The 17766-nt window shown below is 65.6% G+C and carries 8 protein-coding genes; 6 read left to right on the forward strand and 2 right to left on the reverse strand.

Annotated features, from left to right (window positions below):
- Positions 1-251: 251 nt before the first annotated feature.
- Together hutC and F3H96_RS11115 are read right to left on the reverse strand one after the other, a co-directional pair.
- Positions 252-998, reverse strand: a complete 747-nt coding sequence (gene hutC / locus F3H96_RS11110) for a histidine utilization repressor (protein ID WP_149801791.1) — start codon at positions 996-998, stop codon at positions 252-254.
- 13 nt (positions 999-1011) lie between these two features.
- A complete protein-coding gene (locus F3H96_RS11115; RefSeq protein WP_149801792.1) occupies positions 1012-2367 on the reverse strand; it encodes a formimidoylglutamate deiminase in 1356 nt (451 codons plus the stop codon).
- Positions 2368-2464: 97 nt separating this feature from the next.
- On the opposite strand from F3H96_RS11115, the gene hutI reads away from it, so the two are divergent.
- From hutI to F3H96_RS11145, 6 genes are all read left to right on the forward strand, one after another.
- Positions 2465-3694, forward strand: a complete 1230-nt coding sequence (gene hutI / locus F3H96_RS11120; protein WP_188131352.1) for an imidazolonepropionase — start codon at positions 2465-2467, stop codon at positions 3692-3694.
- On the forward strand, positions 3691-5226 hold the full coding sequence (hutH, locus tag F3H96_RS11125) for a histidine ammonia-lyase (protein WP_149801794.1): 1536 nt from the start codon (positions 3691-3693) through the stop codon (positions 5224-5226). The genes hutI and hutH overlap by 4 nt, the downstream gene beginning before the upstream one ends.
- 241 nt (positions 5227-5467) lie before the next feature.
- Complete coding sequence (gene hutG / locus F3H96_RS11130; protein WP_149801795.1) at positions 5468-6286, forward strand: N-formylglutamate deformylase; 819 nt, start codon at positions 5468-5470, stop codon at positions 6284-6286.
- A 25-nt stretch (positions 6287-6311) separates the two neighbouring features.
- Positions 6312-7985: a urocanate hydratase gene (gene hutU, locus F3H96_RS11135; protein ID WP_188131353.1), complete on the forward strand. Its 1674-nt coding sequence runs from the start codon at positions 6312-6314 to the stop codon at positions 7983-7985.
- A gap of 4 nt (positions 7986-7989) precedes the next feature.
- Positions 7990-8577 (forward strand): HutD family protein, encoded by a 588-nt coding sequence (locus F3H96_RS11140; RefSeq protein WP_149801797.1) that lies wholly within the window; start codon positions 7990-7992, stop codon positions 8575-8577.
- A gap of 270 nt (positions 8578-8847) precedes the next feature.
- Positions 8848-17427, forward strand: a complete 8580-nt coding sequence (locus tag F3H96_RS11145; protein WP_149801798.1) for a glucoamylase family protein — start codon at positions 8848-8850, stop codon at positions 17425-17427.
- Positions 17428-17766 lie beyond the last annotated feature (339 nt).

Raw genomic sequence — 17766 nt, forward strand, 5'->3', positions numbered from 1 at the left:
ATGGTCCTATGCCTTTAACCGGACAGCAGTGGGCTTGACCCGAGTATCCATGCCGTGACCTCTGCCGCAGAGCGCAACGGTGCAAAAGTCTGTAATCATTGCAACGCTTTAGCGTCACGGCATGGATCCTAGGGTCTGCGCGCGTCGCTTCGCTCCTTGTTCCGCCCTAGGATGACGAGAGGCAATAGGCGGCGCTCTACGGCGCCCCCCTCTGGCCTGCCGGCCATCTCCCCCACGAGGGGGGAGATCACTCATCCCTGCGAGGGCGTGAATCGCGCCACCAGCGTGTGGCTTTCCGCCGGATAGACGAACCGCACATGCGTCACCGGGTGCTCGGCGCTCCAGGTGCGGCGTTCGACCACCAGGCAGGGGGCGCCGGGGTCGATATCCAGCGTGTCGGCGACAGTGTCGTCGGCGGCCATGGCGCGGATGCGGTGCTCGGCCTCGCTCCACGGCACGCGCCCGATCAGCCAGGGGCCGGGCGCGATGTCCAGAAATTCCTCCTCGGCCGCCTCGGCCACCGCCGACAGGTTGATCAGTCGCTGCTCGAGTGCGAACGGCCGTTCGCCGGCAAAATGCAGGCCTTCCAGCGCAAGCACCGGGCCTGGCGCGGAGAGGCCGAGCAGCGCTCGATCCTCGGCAATGCTGCGCCGCTTCAGGCGCTCCAGGCGCTCATAGCGATAGGGCAGCCCGAGCGCCTCGACCTCGATGCGGATGTCGTGCAGTTCCAGCACCGCCGCCTGCGACTGCGGCTGGCCCACGAAGCTGCCTGAACGGCGGCGGCGCTCGATCAGCCCGGCCTTGGCGAGCTGCGACAGCGCCTTGTTCACGGTCATGCGCGAACAATTATATTCGTCCGTCAACTCGTGCTCGAACGGGATGCGATGTCCTGGCGGCCAGGCGCCGGACAGGATTTTTTCGCGGATATCGGACAGGATGCGCTGATGCAGCGACAGAATCTCGCCGCCGTCAAAATCAACTGTCTCGATCAGGCTCATTGCGCGTCCCGCCTCAGCTTTGCGACAATTCAGTCATCACGTCGCGGAACCGCTCGGCGACGGCTTCGCGCTTCGCATGGCTGCCGCCGCTGACCTGTTTCTTGCCATGCACCCAGACGCAATCGACCTTGCTGCCATTGGCGAAAATCAAGGCGTCAAGGATCGCGTCGCCCGCCTTGCCGGCGAGCGAGGGGTGGCCGGCGTCGAGCGAAACGAGATCGGCGGGACTGCCGGTGGCGATCCGCGCCGGACCAGCGCCCAGCGCCTGGCTGCCGCCATCGAGCGCGGCGTCGAACAGCGCGCGCCCGGTGGAACCTCCGGCGCGGGCCATCACGTTGCGGGCCCGCAGCGCCAGGCGTTGCGAATATTCGAGCTGCCGAAGCTCGTCCGGCAGGCCGATCAGCACGTTGGAATCGGAACCGACACCGAAGCGGCCGCCATGCTCGACGAAAAGCGGCGCGGCAAAGGTGCCGTCGCCGAGATTGGCCTCGGTGATCGGGCAGAGCCCGGCGATCGCGCCGGTCCGGGCCATGGCGACCGTCTCGGCCTCGGTCATATGCGTGGCGTGGATCAGGCACCAGCGCTTGTCCACCGGGGCGTTGGCCAGCAGGAACTCGACCGGACGCTTGCCCGACCAGGCGACGCAGTCCTCGACTTCCTTCATCTGCTCGGCGACGTGGATATGGATCGGCCCGTTCGGCGTCATCGCGGCGACAGCATTGAGTTCGTCCGACGTCGCGGCGCGCAGGCTATGCGGCGCGACGCCGACGACCGCCTGCTCAAGCGAACGAGCAGCCTCGCGGCTTTTCTCAAGCAAGCGCCCGAAGCGCTCGACATCATTGATGAATCGCCGCTGGCCTTCGTTGGGCGCCGCGCCGCCGAAGGACGAATGGGCGTAGAAAACCGGCAGCAGCGTCAGCCCTATGCCGGTCCCGGCGGCTGCCGCAGCGATCCGCTCCGCCATCTCGGCGATGTTGGCATAAGGCTGCCCGTCGCGGTCGTGATGCAGATAGTGGAATTCGCCGACGCGCGAGAAGCCGGCCTCGAGCATCTCGACATAGAGCTGCGCCGCCACCGCCTCGACCTGGTCCGGCGTCATCGACAGCGCGAAGCGGTACATCACCTCGCGCCAACTCCAGAAACTGTCGGCCGAAGGGCCGCGCAATTCGGCCAGACCCGCCATGCCGCGCTGGAAGGCGTGGCTGTGCAGATTGGGCATGCCGGGCAGGACAATGGCGTGACGCTCCTCGCCGGCTTTCGCTGAAGCCCCGGCCTCGACCGCGGAGATGCGGCTGCCGTCGAAAGCGATCCTCACATTGCCTTGCCAGCCGTCGGGCAGCAGCGCCTGGTCCGCAAAGATCGCCGTCACGTGTCTCTCCAAATCTCGCTGCGTGAGCGACGATACCACTTGCGTCGCGTTTCAATATGTATATACATAATCGCCATCCTTTCAAATGGAAAAGATGATGGGTGGAGCAAACAAGAAGAGCGGCCTTCGCGTCTGGCGCAATGCGCGTCTCGCGACCATGGCCGATCGCGCGGCTGGCCTCGGCATCGTCGAGAAAGGCGCCGTCGCGTCGCGTGACGGGCTGATTGTCTACGCCGGCGCCGAGTCGGAGATGCCGGCTGCGGCCGGGCAGGGTGTCGAGATCATCGATTGCGCGGGCCGCTGGATCACGCCCGGCCTGATCGATTGCCATACTCATCTTGTCTATGCCGGCAACCGCGCCAACGAATTCGAAATGCGGCTGGCCGGCGCCACCTATGAAGAAGTGGCCCGCGCCGGCGGCGGCATCGTCTCCTCCGTCAAGTCGCTTCGCGCCGCCAGCGAGGCCGAGCTTGTCGCCCAGACGCTCCCGCGTCTCGACGCGTTGATCGCCGAAGGCGTCACCACCGTCGAGGTCAAGTCCGGCTACGGCCTCGATGCCGACAATGAAAAGAAGTCGTTGCGCGCCGCCCGCCGTCTGGCCAATGAACGCCCCGTCACGATCCGCACGACCTGTCTTGCCGCCCATGCGCTGCCCCCCGAAGCCAGGGGCGACAAGGACGCGTTCATCGATCTCGTCGCCGGCACTATTCTGCCGGAAGTCGCCGCCCAACAGCTTGCCGACGCCGTCGACGGTTTTTGCGAGGGCATCGCTTTCTCGCCCGAGCAGATGGCGCGCGTCTTCGATAAAGCCAAAGCGCTCGGCCTGCCCGTAAAACTCCACGCCGACCAGCTCTCCAACCTGCATGGCGCAGCCCTTGCCGCACGCTACGGCGCGTTGTCGGCCGACCATCTCGAATATACCGACGAGGAAGGCGCCGAAGCGATGGCCAAGGCCGGCACCGTGGCGACGATCCTGCCCGGCGCCTACTATTTCATCCGCGAAACCAAAAAGCCGCCGATTGATCTCTTCCGCCGTCATGGCGTGAGAATGGCTGTTGCCACCGACAGCAATCCTGGCACCTCGCCGCTCACCTCGCTGCTGCTCACCATGAACATGGCCGCGACGCTCTTTGGTCTCACGATCGACGAATGCCTTGCCGGCGTCACTCGCGAGGCCGCGCGTGCGCTGGGGCTGCTTGACAACACCGGCACGCTGGAAGCCGGCAAATCGGCCGATCTCGCCATCTGGGACATCGAACGCCCGGCCGAACTCGTTTACCGCATGGGCTTCAACCCGCTCCATGCCCGCATCTGGAGAGGACAATGACGGAACTTACCCTGAAGCCCGGCAACGCAACGCTCGCCGACTGGCGCGCCATCTATCGCGGCGCCGTGCCAAAGCTCGACGACGCCTGCCGGCCGAAAATCAAGGCAAGCGCCGAGGCGGTCGCCCGCATCCTCGCCAGGGGCGAGCCGGTCTATGGCATCAACACCGGTTTCGGCAAATTGGCCAGTGTTCGTATCCCGGCAAACGATCTCGAGACGCTGCAGCGCAACATCGTGCTCTCGCATGCCGCCGGCGTCGGCGAGCCGATGCCGGTCGCGGTGGTGCGGCTGATGATGGCGCTGAAGCTGGCCAGCCTCGCCCAGGGCGCTTCCGGCGTTCGCGCCGAGACCATCGACCTGCTTCAGGGAATGCTCGCTAACGACGTCATTCCCGTGGTGCCGTCGCAAGGCTCGGTCGGTGCCTCCGGCGACCTCGCGCCGCTCTCCCATATGACGGCCGTCATGATCGGCGTCGGCGAATGCTTTACCCCGCATGGCCGCTTCCCGGCGAAGGTCGCGTTCGTCTCGCATGGCCTGGAGCCCGTCACGCTCGGCGCCAAGGAAGGCCTGGCGCTGCTCAACGGCACGCAGTTCTCGACCGCCTTTGCGCTCGCCGGCCTGTTCGAGGCCGAGGTTCTCTACCAGTCGGCGCTGGTTGCCGGCGCGCTGTCGACCGATGCGGCACGAGGCTCCGACGCGCCCTTCGATCCGCGCATCCATCTCTTGAGGAAGCATCGCGGCCAGATCGAAACGGCGGCTGCGCTGCGCAATCTCATGGCCGGCAGCGCCATCCGCGAATCGCACCGCGTCGGCGACGAGCGCGTGCAGGACCCGTATTGCCTGCGCTGCCAGCCGCAGGTGATGGGCGCGGCGCTCGACGTGCTGCGCAAGGCGGCCGACACGCTTCAGACCGAAGCCAACGGCGTCACCGACAATCCGCTGATCTTTGCCGAGGACGACACCGCGCTTTCGGGCGGCAATTTCCATGCCGAGCCGGTGGCCTTCGCCGCCGACATGATCGCGCTTGCCGTCTGCGAGATCGGCTCGCTGTCGGAGCGGCGCATCGCCATGCTGGTCGATCCGGCGCTGTCCGGCATGCCGGCCTTCCTGACTCCGAAGCCTGGCCTGAATTCCGGCTTCATGATCCCGCAGGTAACGGCGGCGGCGCTCGTTTCGGAAAACAAGCAGAAGGCCTACCCGGCAAGCGTCGATTCGATCCCGACTTCGGCCAACCAGGAAGATCATGTCTCGATGGCGGCGCATGGCGCGCGCCGGCTGCTCGGCATGATCGAGAATGCGACCGCCGTCATCGGCATCGAGTTGCTGGCGGCGGCGCAAGGCTGCGATTTCCACCAACCGCTCGCTTCCAGCGAGGCGCTGGAAGCGGTGCGCAAGCTGGTTCGGGCCGAGGTGCCGCATCTCGACAACGACCGCCATTTCCATCCCGACATGGAAAAGGCCATCGCCATGGTCCGCAGCGGCGCGGCCATTAAAGCCGCGAGCACCGTAGCGCTGCCGGGGATCGTGTCATGACCGCCATAGATCGCGTTCTGTCGCGCCCCCCTCTGTCCTGCCCGTCCTCCGCAGCAGCTGCGGCGGGTAGACCGGACATCTCCCCCACGAGGGGGAGATTGGCAGCTTTGGCGCGGCGCTCGTCGCTCCAACCTTCGAGATTGGCGAAAGCCGGCGTGACATCTGATTTCCCCCCAAGTGGGGGAGATGCCCGGCGGGGCAGAGGGGGGCACCGTGGAGCTCCAGCTTATGGAGATCTTTCATGACCTCGCCCAACTGGCTCACCGTCACTCAAGGCACCGCGCCGCTGCTGGTTTCGATCCCGCACACCGGCATCGACCTTGCCGGCCTCGACAGCCGGCTGGTCTCGACCTGGTTGGGCCGCCGCGACTGCGACTGGTGGATCGACAAGCTCTATGATTTCGCCACCGATCTCGGCGCGAGCGTCGTGCACACCGCCATCTCGCGCACCGTCATCGATGTCAACCGCGACCCTTCGGGCGTCTCGCTTTATCCCGGGCAAGCCACGACGACCCTTTGCCCGACGGACACGTTCGACGGAGATCCGCTCTACCGCATGGGTGAGGAGCCGACCCCGTCAGAGATAGATCAGCGCCGCGAGGCCTATTTCGTGCCGTATCACGCCGCCCTGCAGGCCGAGATCGACCGGCTGCGCGGCATGCATGACAAGATCGTGCTCTATGACTGCCATTCGATCCGTTCGGTGCTGCCGCGCCTGTTCGAAGGCACGCTGCCCGTGTTCAACCTCGGCACCAATGACGGCAAGAGCACCGATCCGATGCTGCAGGAGAAGGTGGCCTCGATCCTCGCCGCGACCGGCGAGACCTGGGTGGTCAACGGCCGCTTCAAGGGCGGCTGGATCACCCGCAGCTTCGGCCAGCCGCAGAACGGCGTCCACGCGTTGCAGATGGAGCTCTCCAATCGCGGCTACATGCGCGAGCCGGCCGAGAAGGGCAGGCCGGACAATTGGCCGGTGCCTTACGACGCCACCTATGCCGCGCCGATCCGCGCCACGCTGAAGACCATCCTCGAAATCGCCATTGAATGGGCCGGGCGCTGACGCGCCGCCTCACTCGAAAGGGACTATGATGAACGACCCCCGCCACAATATCCGCGAAGTGCGCAGCCCACGCGGCGACAAGCTCAACGCCCGCTATTGGACGACCGAAGCGCCGCTGCGCATGCTGATGAACAATCTCGATCCCGAGGTCGCCGAGAACCCGAACGAGCTGGTCGTCTATGGCGGCATCGGCCGCGCCGCGCGCACCTGGAACGATTTCGACCGCATCGTCGCTTCGCTGAAGACGCTGGGCGAGGACGAGACGCTGCTGGTGCAGTCGGGCAAGCCGGTCGGCGTCTTCAAGACCCACACCAACGCCCCGCGCGTGCTCATCGCCAACTCCAACATCGTACCGCACTGGGCGACCTGGGAGAAGTTCAACGAGCTCGATAGGAAAGGCCTGATGATGTACGGCCAGATGACGGCCGGCTCCTGGATCTATATCGGCACGCAAGGCATCGTTCAGGGCACCTATGAGACATTTGTCGAGGCCGGCCGCCAGCACTACGACGGCAACCTCAAGGGCAAGTGGATACTGACCGCCGGTCTCGGCGGCATGGGCGGCGCCCAGCCTCTGGCCGCCGTCATGGCCGGTGCCTGTTGCCTCGCCATCGAGTGCAACCCGGATTCGATCGATTTCCGCCTGCGCACCCGCTATCTCGACGAGAAGGCCGAGACGCTCGACGAAGCGATGGAAATGATCGAACGTTGGACCAAGGCCGGCGAGGCGAAGTCGGTCGGCCTGCTCGGCAACGCCGCCGAGATCGTGCCGGAAATGTTCAGGCGCGGCATCCGTCCGGATATGGTCACCGACCAGACCTCGGCGCACGACCCGATCAATGGCTACCTGCCGAAGGGCTGGACCATGGCCGAGTGGCGCGAGAAGCGCACATCCGATCCGAAGGCCGTCGAAAAGGCCGCTCGCGCTTCGATGCGCGAGCATGTCGAGGCGATGGTGGCGTTCTGGAACGCCGGCGTGCCGACGCTCGATTACGGCAACAACATCCGCCAGGTCGCCAAGGACGAGGGCTTCGAGAACGCCTTTGCTTTCCCGGGCTTCGTGCCGGCCTATATCCGGCCGCTGTTCTGCCGCGGCATCGGCCCGTTTCGCTGGGCCGCTCTCTCGGGCGATCCGGAGGATATCTACAAGACCGACGCCAAGGTGCGCGAGCTGACCCCCGGCAACACCCATCTGCACAATTGGCTCGACATGGCGCGCGAGCGCATTTCGTTCCAGGGCCTGCCGGCACGCATCTGCTGGGTTGGCCTCGGCGATCGCCACCGGCTCGGCCTTGCCTTCAACGAAATGGTGGCCAGGGGCGAGCTCAAGGCGCCGGTGGTCATCGGCCGCGACCATCTCGATTCCGGCTCGGTCGCTTCGCCGAACCGCGAGACCGAAGCGATGAAGGACGGCTCCGACGCCATTTCCGACTGGCCTCTGCTCAACGCGCTGCTCAACACCGCGTCCGGCGCCACCTGGGTGTCGCTGCATCATGGCGGCGGCGTCGGCATGGGTTTTTCCCAGCACGCCGGCATGGTCATCGTCGCCGACGGTACGCCCGAGGCGGCCAAGCGGCTGGAGCGCGTGCTCTGGAACGACCCGGCGACCGGCGTCATGCGCCATGCCGATGCCGGCTACGACATCGCCATTGATTGCGCCAAGGAGCATCAGCTCAACCTGCCGGGCATCCTGGGCTGAGGCGATGCGCATCCTTCGTGCGGCCGGGTATCGCGTCATGCCGTGGAAGAACGGCGGCGGCACGACCACCGAGATCGCCGTTTCGCCTGACGGCGCCGGGCTCGACAATTTCGATTGGCGCGTCTCGATGGCCCGCGTCGAAGCGAGCGGGGCGTTTTCCAGTTTCGCCGGCATCGATCGCACGCTGTCGGTGCTGGAAGGCGAGGGGATCGTTCTCGACATTGCCGGCGAGCCTCCGGCGCGGCTGACCACCGCTTCGGCGCCGCTCGCCTTCCCGGGCGACGTGCCGAGCAGCGCTGCGCTGATCGGCGGTCCGATCACCGATCTCAACGTCATGACCCGGCGAGGACGGATGCTGCACAAGGTCGAGCGCCGCCTGCTTTCCGACGAGACTCGTATTGTGCCGGACGCCGAGACAACGATTGTTCTTTGTGTTGGCACCGGCGTCACGCTCTTCACGGACGATGCGTCGAGCCTCGAACCGCTCGATGCGCTGATCCTCGATCGCGGCGGCCCGCAATTGCGGCTTCAGCCCAAGGGGCAGGGCCTGCTTTTCGTGATCGAGCTCCACCGCCTCGCCGCCAACCATTAACGTCTGTTGCCAAACATGATCGCGGCTCGGGCGAATTATCGCCCGTCCCCTTGCATGCATCACGAAAAAGCCCGAATCCTTGCCCTGATCCAACCGGGGGCGGAGAGCGAGGGGCGTTCGCCCACGAGCTGTCGAAAGGGCACGCCCCTGTCGTGGTGCGCAAAACAAACTTTCGGCCAACCAGTCATGCAACCAATTGCAATTGTACCGGTTTTAGGGGCATTGCCGTGGCGGTGACGCCGCATTGCGCCCCGCCTTACGGAATTTTCAATGAACATTCAGACGAACCCCATCAAGATCGAACACAAGAGCGCTAGCTTCCCGATCGCAACGGAAGCACCGATACGCTCCAATTTCCTGCCTGAGGAGCGGCTGCGCGCACTCGGCGTCGCCCTCGCCAAGGGCGAGGTCAAGGAGCTGTTCGGCCTCGCGCCGTTCGAATTCCAGGCCCGCATCCGCGACAGCGCCAAGAAGATCCTCGAAGTCTATCGCTCGACCAATGCCGCCCAAGCCAAGGGCGAGACCATCACGCCGGCCGCGCAATGGCTGCTCGACAACAACTATCTGGTCGAGGAGACCATTTTTCAGGTCAAGCGCGACCTGCCGCGCCGCTTCTATCGGCAGCTGCCGACGCTTACGCTTGGCGACGGCATCGTGCTGCCGCGCGCCTTCGTCGTTGCCTGGAGCTATGTCCAGCATTCCGACAGCTCGGTCTCGGCGAGCATGTTCAAGGCGATTGTCGAGGGCTTCCAGTCCGTCGAGCCGCTGAAGATCGGCGAGATCTGGGCGCTGCCCTCATTGCTGCGCTTCGTCCTGATCGAGAACCTGCGCCGCATTGCCGTGCGCGTCGAGCGCACCCGGCAAATGCGTCACGTCGCCAACGAGGTCGCCGACCGCGTTCTGGCGACCGACGACAATGCCGACCGCACCAGGATCCTGTCGAACTACAGCGCGCATGCGCAGGACACCACCTTCGCCACCCAGCTGCTCTATCGCCTGCGCGACGGGTCGCAGAACGCCGGACGTGCGCTGGAATGGCTGGAAGGCGAGCTGGAAAAGACCGGTTCCGATGCCGAGGAGATCATCATCTCCGAGCATCAGACGCTGTCCAGCGGCAATGTCACCACCGGCAACATCATCCGCGGCCTGCGGCTCATTAACGACGTCGACTGGACGGTCTGGTTCGAGGGCGTCAGCCGCATCGACACGCTGCTGCGCGAGCGCACCGATTTCGCCGCCCTCGACTTCTTCTCGCGCGACCAGTACCGCACCGCGATCGAGCAGCTGGCACGCCGCTCCCACCTGTCCGAATACCGGGTGGCCGAAAAGGCGATAGAGCTTGCCGGCCACACGCCCGGCCTCACCGATGCGTCCGGCCTGCCCGAGACCGCCGATCCCGCCGTGCATACCGATGTCGGCTTTTTCCTGGTCGGTCCGCGCCGGCAGGAACTGGAAGAGGCGATTGGCTACCGGCCGCCCTTTTATGTGACCTTCAAGCGCGGCTTTGCCAGCGCCGGCTGGCTGGGCATAGTCGTGCCGGTCTTCCTTTTGACGGTGCTGCTGCTGGTGCTGTCGGGGAGGGCGCTGGCCAATCTCGGCCTGTCGGTGGAATCGGTCACGCTGATGCTGGCGCTGTTCGCGGTGCCGGCCAGCGAGGGTGCCCTGGCCTTCTTCAACACCGTGGTGGCGCTGTTCCTGAAACCGACCAGGCTTGTCGGCTACGACTACAACAAGCACGGCATCCCGGCCGAATCGCGCACGCTGGTCGTGGTGCCTTCGCTGATCGGCTCGCGCGACGATGTCGAGGAAAACATCCGCAACATCGAAGTGCATCACCTCGCCAACACGGCGGACGAGATCCATTTCGCCCTTTTGTCCGACTGGCCGGATTCAAAGACCGAGATCGACGCCGCCGACATCGAGATCCTGCAATATGCCCGCGACGAGATCGTCCGGCTCAATGCCCGCTATCCGTCGGAAGGCTCGCCGCGGTTCTATCTCTTGCACCGCCGCCGGCTCTACAACCAGGCGCAGGGCTGCTGGATGGGCTGGGAGCGCAAGCGCGGTAAGCTTCATGAGCTGAACCTTCTGCTGCGCGGCGACAGCGACACCACCTTCCTGCCGCTCGACGTGCCGCTGCCGGAAAAGGTCGTCTACGTGATGACACTCGACGCCGACACGCGCACCACGCGCGACGCTGTTTCGAGCCTGGTCGGCAAGCTCGCCCATCCGCTGAACCGACCGCATTTCGATCCGGTGAAGCGCGTCGTCAGCGCCGGCTACACCATCCTGCAGCCGCGCATCACCGCTTCGCTCACCAGCGGCGACGACGCCTCCTTCTTCCAGCGCGTCTTTTCCGCCAATCGCGGCCTCGACCCGTATGTGTTCGCCGTCTCCGACGTCTATCAGGACGTCTTTGGCGACGGCTCCTTCACCGGCAAGGGCCTCTACCATGTCGACGCCTTCGAGGCGGCGCTGAAGGACCGCGTCGACGAAAACACCATCCTCAGCCACGACTTGCTCGAGGGTGCGCTGGCGCGCGCCGCATTGGTCACCGACGTCGAACTGGTCGAGGACTATCCGACCCGCTACTCGGTCGATGCCTCGCGCCACCACCGCTGGGCGCGCGGCGATTGGCAACTGCTCGGCTTCATCTTCGATCCGCGCTCCGGTGTTCCGGCGCTGTCGCGCTGGAAGATGGTCGACAATCTGCGCCGCTCGCTGAGCCCGATCTTTTGGGTCATGGCCTGCGTTGCCGGCTGGACGCTGCTGCCCTTCACCCAGGCCGCGCAGTGGCAGGCGCTTCTGATCCTCAGCCTGTTCATGGCGCCGACCTTCGACATCGTGAACGCCATCCTGCCGAAGAGCGGCGACCAGACGCCGCGCGGCCATTTCTCCGCCCTGGCCAGAGACACCGTGTTCGGCACAGCGTTGGTGGCGCTCAAGGTGCTCTTGATGGCGCACCTTGCCTGGATGATGGGTGACGCCATCGTCCGCACCATCTACCGGCTCTTCGTCAGCCGGCAGAACCTGCTCGAATGGCGCACCGCCTCGCAGGCTGCCAAGGGTGGCAACGATCTCGGCGCCTATTACGGCATGATGTATGGCGCGGTGATCATCGGCGTGGTCGGTCTTGCCATTCCGGTGCTTGCCGATTCCACCGGCGCCTTCGTCGCCTTCTTCTTCGCCATCTTCTGGATCGCATCGCCTGCCGTCGCCTGCTGGATCAGCCGTTCGGCCGAAACCGAGGACAGGCTGCGCATCTCGACCGCCGACATCCACGCGCTGCGCACCTTCGCGCGCCGCACCTGGCATTATTTCGAGACCTTCGTCACGCCCGAGCAGCATCATCTGCCACCGGATAATTTCCAGGAAAGCCCGGCGCCGGTCGTGGCGCCGCGCACCTCGCCGACCAACATCGGCGTGTATCTGCTCTCGGTGGTGTCGGCGCGCGATTTCGGCTGGATCAGCCTGTCGGATGCCATCACCCGCATCGACGCCACGATGACGACCATCGAGAACATGCCGCGCGATCGCGGCCATCTCTACAACTGGTATGACACGACGACGCTGAAGCCGCTCTATCCGCTCTACATCTCGGCGGTCGACAGCGGCAATCTCGCCGGTCATCTGGTCGCCGTGGCGGCGTCCTGCGCCGAATGGGCCGAAGCGCCGTCAGTGCACCTGCAGGGCGATTTCGAAGGCATCATCGACACCGTCACCATTCTCGATGAAAGCCTGGACGAGCTTCCGGACGACCGCCGGCAGCTGCGGCCGTTGCGTCAGCGCCTCGCCGACCGTCTCGACGGCATGCGCCGCGCCGTGGCGACCATCAAGGCGCAGCCCGAGATGGCCTCGATCCGCACCATCAACCTTGCCGTGCTCGCCGGCGAGATACGCAAGCTCGCAACCGCCATCCACACCGAGGCGGCGTCGCCGAAGAGCGATGTCATCGCCGACTGGGCGGAGCGGCTGGAGGCGACCTGCGAGGCGCATGTGCATGACTCGCACAATGACGAGAGCGCGGTCGCTGCGCTGCGCGCCAAGCTGCTCGCTCTGCGCGAGCGCTGCCGCCGCTATGCCTTCGAGATGGATTTCTCCTTCCTGATGCGGCAGGAGCGCAAGCTGCTGTCGATCGGCTACCGGGTCGAGGACCACCAGCTCGACGAGAGCTGCTACGACCTGCTCGCCTCCGAGGCGCGGCTCACCAGCTTGTTCGCCATCGCCAAGGGCGACCTGCCGACCGAGCACTGGTTCCGTCTCGGCCGGCCGATCGTCGAGATCGGCTTCCAGGGCGCGCTGATGTCCTGGTCGGGCTCGATGTTCGAGTATCTGATGCCGCCGCTGGTGATGAAGGAGCCGCAGGGCTCGATCCTCAACCAGACCAGCAAGCTCATCATCAAGCGCCAGATCCAATATGCGCGTTCCAAGAACGTGCCCTGGGGTATTTCGGAAGCGGCCTACAACGCCCGCGACCGCGAGCTCACCTATCAGTACACCAATTTCGGCGTGCCAGGCCTCGGCCTGAAGCGCGGGCTTGGCCAGAACACCGTTATCGCGCCTTACGCGACGATCCTGGCTGCGCAGTTCAGCCCGCGCGAGGCCGTGCAGAACCTGCAGCGGCTGCGCTCGATCGGCGCGCTTGGCCGGCATGGCTTCTACGACGCGGTTGATTTCACGCCGCAGCGCGTGCCGGAAGGCACCGACCACGCCGTGGTGCAGAACTACATGGCCCACCATTCCGGCATGTCGATCGCCGCCGTCGCCGACGCCATTTTCGAGGGCCGGCTGCGCGAGCGCTTCCACAGCGATCCGGTGATCGAGTCGGCCGAGCTTCTGTTGCAGGAGAAGGCGCCGCGCGACATTCCGACCGCCACGGTCAGGACCGAAGCCGACGAGCGCTCCAAGGACGAGACCGAGACCGAGAGCCCCGACAGCCGCATCGTTCTCGACCCGATCAAGGCGCTGCGGGCGACCAACGTCATGTCCAATGGCCGCTATTCGGTCATGGTCACAGCGACCGGCTCCGGCTACAGCCGCTTCGGCGAGCTTGCCGTCACGCGCTGGCAGCCGGACCCGAGCGAAGATCGCCTCGGCTCCTACATCTTCCTGCGCGACACGGCGACGGGCGATTGGTGGTCGGCCACCGCCGAGCCGAAGCGCGCCGAGGGTGAACGCGTCCAGACGCTGTTTGCAGACGACAAGGCGAGCTTCACCAAATCGGTCGGCTCGCTACGTTCGGAAGTCGAGTGCATCGTCATTTCCGAGGGCAATGGCGAGGGCCGCCGCATCACCCTCTCTAATGACGGCGCCGCCGACCGGCATATCGAGGTGACCTCCTTCGCCGAGCTGGTGCTCGGCAACGAGGCCTCGGATAACGCGCATCCGGCTTTCTCCAAGATGTTCATCGAGACCGAGATCGCCCCGAACAACGGCGCGATCTTCGCCACAAGGCGCAAGCGCGACAAGAACGACCCCGACCTGACCATGGTGCATTTCGTCACCGACCCGTCGGGTCCGTCGCGCGATGCCGAGGCCGAGACCGACCGGCGTGCCTTCATCGGCCGTGGCCGCACCATTGCCGATGCCGTCGCCTTCGATCCCGGTGCCAGGCTTACCGGCAGCCAGGGCTTCACGCTCGACCCGGTGGCGGCATTGCGCCGCCAGGTGCGCGTGCCTGCCAACAAGAAGATCTCGCTGACCTTCTGGACGGCCGTCGGCGCCAATCGCGGCGACCTCGACGGGGCGATCGCCCGCCTCGACCACCAGGAGAGCTTCGCCCGCCAGGCCATGCTTGCCTGGACGCGCAGCCAGGTGCAGACGCGCCATCTGGGGCTCAGCCTCACCGACGCCGCCAATGTGCAGCAGCTGGCGCGCTATCTGATCTATCCCGATCCGTTCCTGCGTCTGCCGGCCGAATCCATCGCCTCCGGCCTCGGCCGCCAGTCGAGTCTGTGGCCGACCAGCATCTCCGGCGATTTCCCGATCTTCCTCGTGCGCATCAGCGACGTCGCCGATCTGGAGATCGTCGCCCAGGCGCTGCGCTTCCAGGAATATATGCGCGCTCGCGGCATGATGATCGACTTCGTCGTCGTCAACGAGCAGGCCTCGTCCTACGTGCAGGACCTGCAGCGCGCGGTGGAGACGCTGTGCGAGAACGCCCGCCTGCGCGGCCGCGAGCTAGGGCCTCGCCAGCACATCTTCGCGGTGCGCCGCGACCTGATGGACGAGCCGACTTACAAGACCTTGCTGTCGGTGGCGCGCGTCGTGCTGCATACCCGCAACGGCACGATCTTCGATCAGCTCGAACGCGCCGAGACAGCGGCGCTGCAGGCCCGCGATGCCTTGCTGCAGGCGGAAGGCGGCTCGCCGCGCGAACCCATTCCGCCGCTGCCCTTGCCGGTGCCGGCAAGCCAGGGTGGAGGCGACATCGCCGCCGACGGCAGCGGCCTCAGCCTGTGGAACGGCTTTGGCGGCTTCGACGGTGACGGCCGCCACTATGTGACGCGGCTGACCGGGCGGCGTTCGACGCCGCAACCCTGGATCAACGTGATCTCCAACGCCTCCTTCGGCTTCCACGTCTCGGCCGAGGGCGCCGGTTTCACCTGGAGCCGCAACAGCCGCGACTACCAGCTGACGCCATGGTCGAACGACCCGGTGTCGAACCGGCCGGGCGAGGGCTTCTACGTTTTCGACCACGCCAGCGGCAAGGCGTTCTCGCCGATGGCCGCGATGGTTCGCGATCCCGCGATGACCTATGAGACCTGGCACGGCCAGGGTTTTTCCACCTTCCGCTCCAAGCGGGGGCCGCTGTCGATGGACCTGACACAGGTGGTCGACCCGACCGATCCGGTGAAGATCACCCGGTTGCGCATCCAGAACTCCGGCTCCGTGCCGGCGCGGCTGCGGGTCTATGCCTATGCCGAATGGGTGCTGGGCGGCCACCGCTCACGTACCGCGGCGACCATCGTGCCGGCGCGGGATGAGGCAACAGGCGCCATGCTGGCGCAGAACCCCTATGGTCTCGACTTCGGCGAGCGTGTGGCCTTCCTGGCGGCGGGCCATCCCGTCCATTCGGTGACCGCCGACCGCTCCGAATTCATCGGCAGGCACGGCACGACCGAGTATCCGCAGGCCGTGCTGGGCGGGCTTGCGCTTTCCGGTCGCATCGAGGCGGGCGACGATCCCTGCGCGGTTGTCGCCAGCGACGTCGATATTCCGGCCGGCGGCGACGTGACGCTGCTCTGGCTGCTCGGCGACGCCTCGACGCCCGCCGAGGCAAGCGCGCTGGTGCAGACCCATCGCGGCAAGGATTTCGATCAGCGCCTGGCGGACAACGAGCGCGCCTGGCGCGGCTTCCTCGACACCATCCAGGTCGAGACGCCGGACGAGGCGATGAACGCCATGGTCAACCACTGGCTACCTTACCAGAGCCTGGCCTGCCGCATCCGCGCCCGCTCGGCCTTCTACCAGGCGAGCGGCGCCTTCGGCTTCCGCGACCAGTTGCAGGACACGCTCGCCCTTCTGGCGCATGACCCGAAGCTGGCGCGTGACCAGATCCTCAATGCGGCGCGCCGGCAGTTCCCGGAAGGTGACGTGCAGCACTGGTGGCTGCCGCGCACCGACGCCGGGGTGCGCACCATGATCTCCGACGACGTGGTCTGGCTGGCGCACGCGACGGCCCGCTACATCGAGGTGACCGGCGACGCCGGGATCCTCAAGGAGCAGTTGCCCTTCATCGACGGGCAGCAGCTCGGCGAGGGCGAGCATGACGCCTTCTTCACGCCGGAGATCACCAAGAACACCGCTTCGCTCTACGACCATTGCGCGCGGGCGCTCGATCTCGCCATCAAGCGCAGCAGTCCTGCCGGCCTGCCGCTCATCCTCGGCGGCGACTGGAACGATGGCATGAACCGTGTCGGCGAGGGCGGCAAGGGCGAGAGCGTGTGGCTGGGCTGGTTCCTGTTGAAGACGCTGACCGATTTCGCGCGTGTCGCCAAGGGGCAAGGCGACAGCAAGCGGGCGCAGGCCTGGACCAAGCATGCGGAGGCGCTGAAGCGGGCGCTGGAAAGCACCGCCTGGGACGGCCAGTGGTACCGGCGCGGCAGCTTCGACGACGGCACGCCGCTCGGCTCGCACAATTCCGACGAGTGCAAGATCGACTCCATCGCCCAGTCCTGGAGCGTGCTGTCGGGCGAGGGCGATCCGGCGCGCTCGACCACGGCCATGGAACGAGCGACCAACATGCTGGTCGATGACGAGCTCAAGATCGTCAAGCTGTTCACGCCGCCCTTCTCCAAAAGCGAGAAGGACCCCGGCTACATCAGGAGCTACCCGCCGGGCGTGCGCGAGAATGGCGGCCAATATACCCACGCCGCCACATGGTTCGTGATCGCGCTGGCCGAAATGGGCCGCACCGACGAGGCCTATCGCTGCTTCTCGATGCTGAACCCGGTCAACCACGCTTCGGACGAGGCGGCGGCCGAGCACTACCGCGTCGAGCCCTATGTCGTGGCCGCCGATATCTATGCAGGCGAAGGCAAGGGGGGCCGCGGCGGCTGGACCTGGTATACGGGCTCGGCCGGCTGGCTCTACCGCGCAGCGGTGGAGGGCATCCTCGGCATTGAGCGGCGCGGCAAGGAGATCACGTTTAGGCCGAAGCTGCCCGGACACTGGGACGGGTATGCCGCGACGCTCAAGATGTTCGGCGGCGAAATCAAGGTTCGCGTCATCCGCGACAAAAAGACCAAGTCGATCTCGCTTGAAGTCGATGGTTCGAAGAAAAAATCGGCATCTTTTGAACCGAAAGCCACCGGTAAGACCGAGGTCGTTGTAAGGATACCTGCGTAAAATCAAAGGTTTGGCTCGTTGGTCGCGCATCCGTTGAGGTGCGCGGCCAACGCCGGCTTTTTACTTGGCGCCGATACCGCGACCGGATCCGCTCGCTCTTTAGGGCCGGCTAAGCAAGCAGCTTGTGATTAAAAATGTGGCAGTGCGGGGCAACTGCCATTATTTTGCCGTAAGCCTGACATTTCACCTTTTATCTCAAACCGTTAGGTGATCACGCCAAATTTCGCACCGTCGTCATCTTTTGTTCGCTAAATGGGAACGGAAGGGATAGACGACGCATTGTTTCGCGACACATTAACCTGTACGTGTCAAAAAATGGTGCGGTGCACAATATCGGCA

Origin of the sequence: Mesorhizobium sp. NFR06 (genome assembly GCF_900115245.1) — a bacterium.
Classification (GTDB): domain Bacteria; phylum Pseudomonadota; class Alphaproteobacteria; order Rhizobiales; family Rhizobiaceae; genus Mesorhizobium.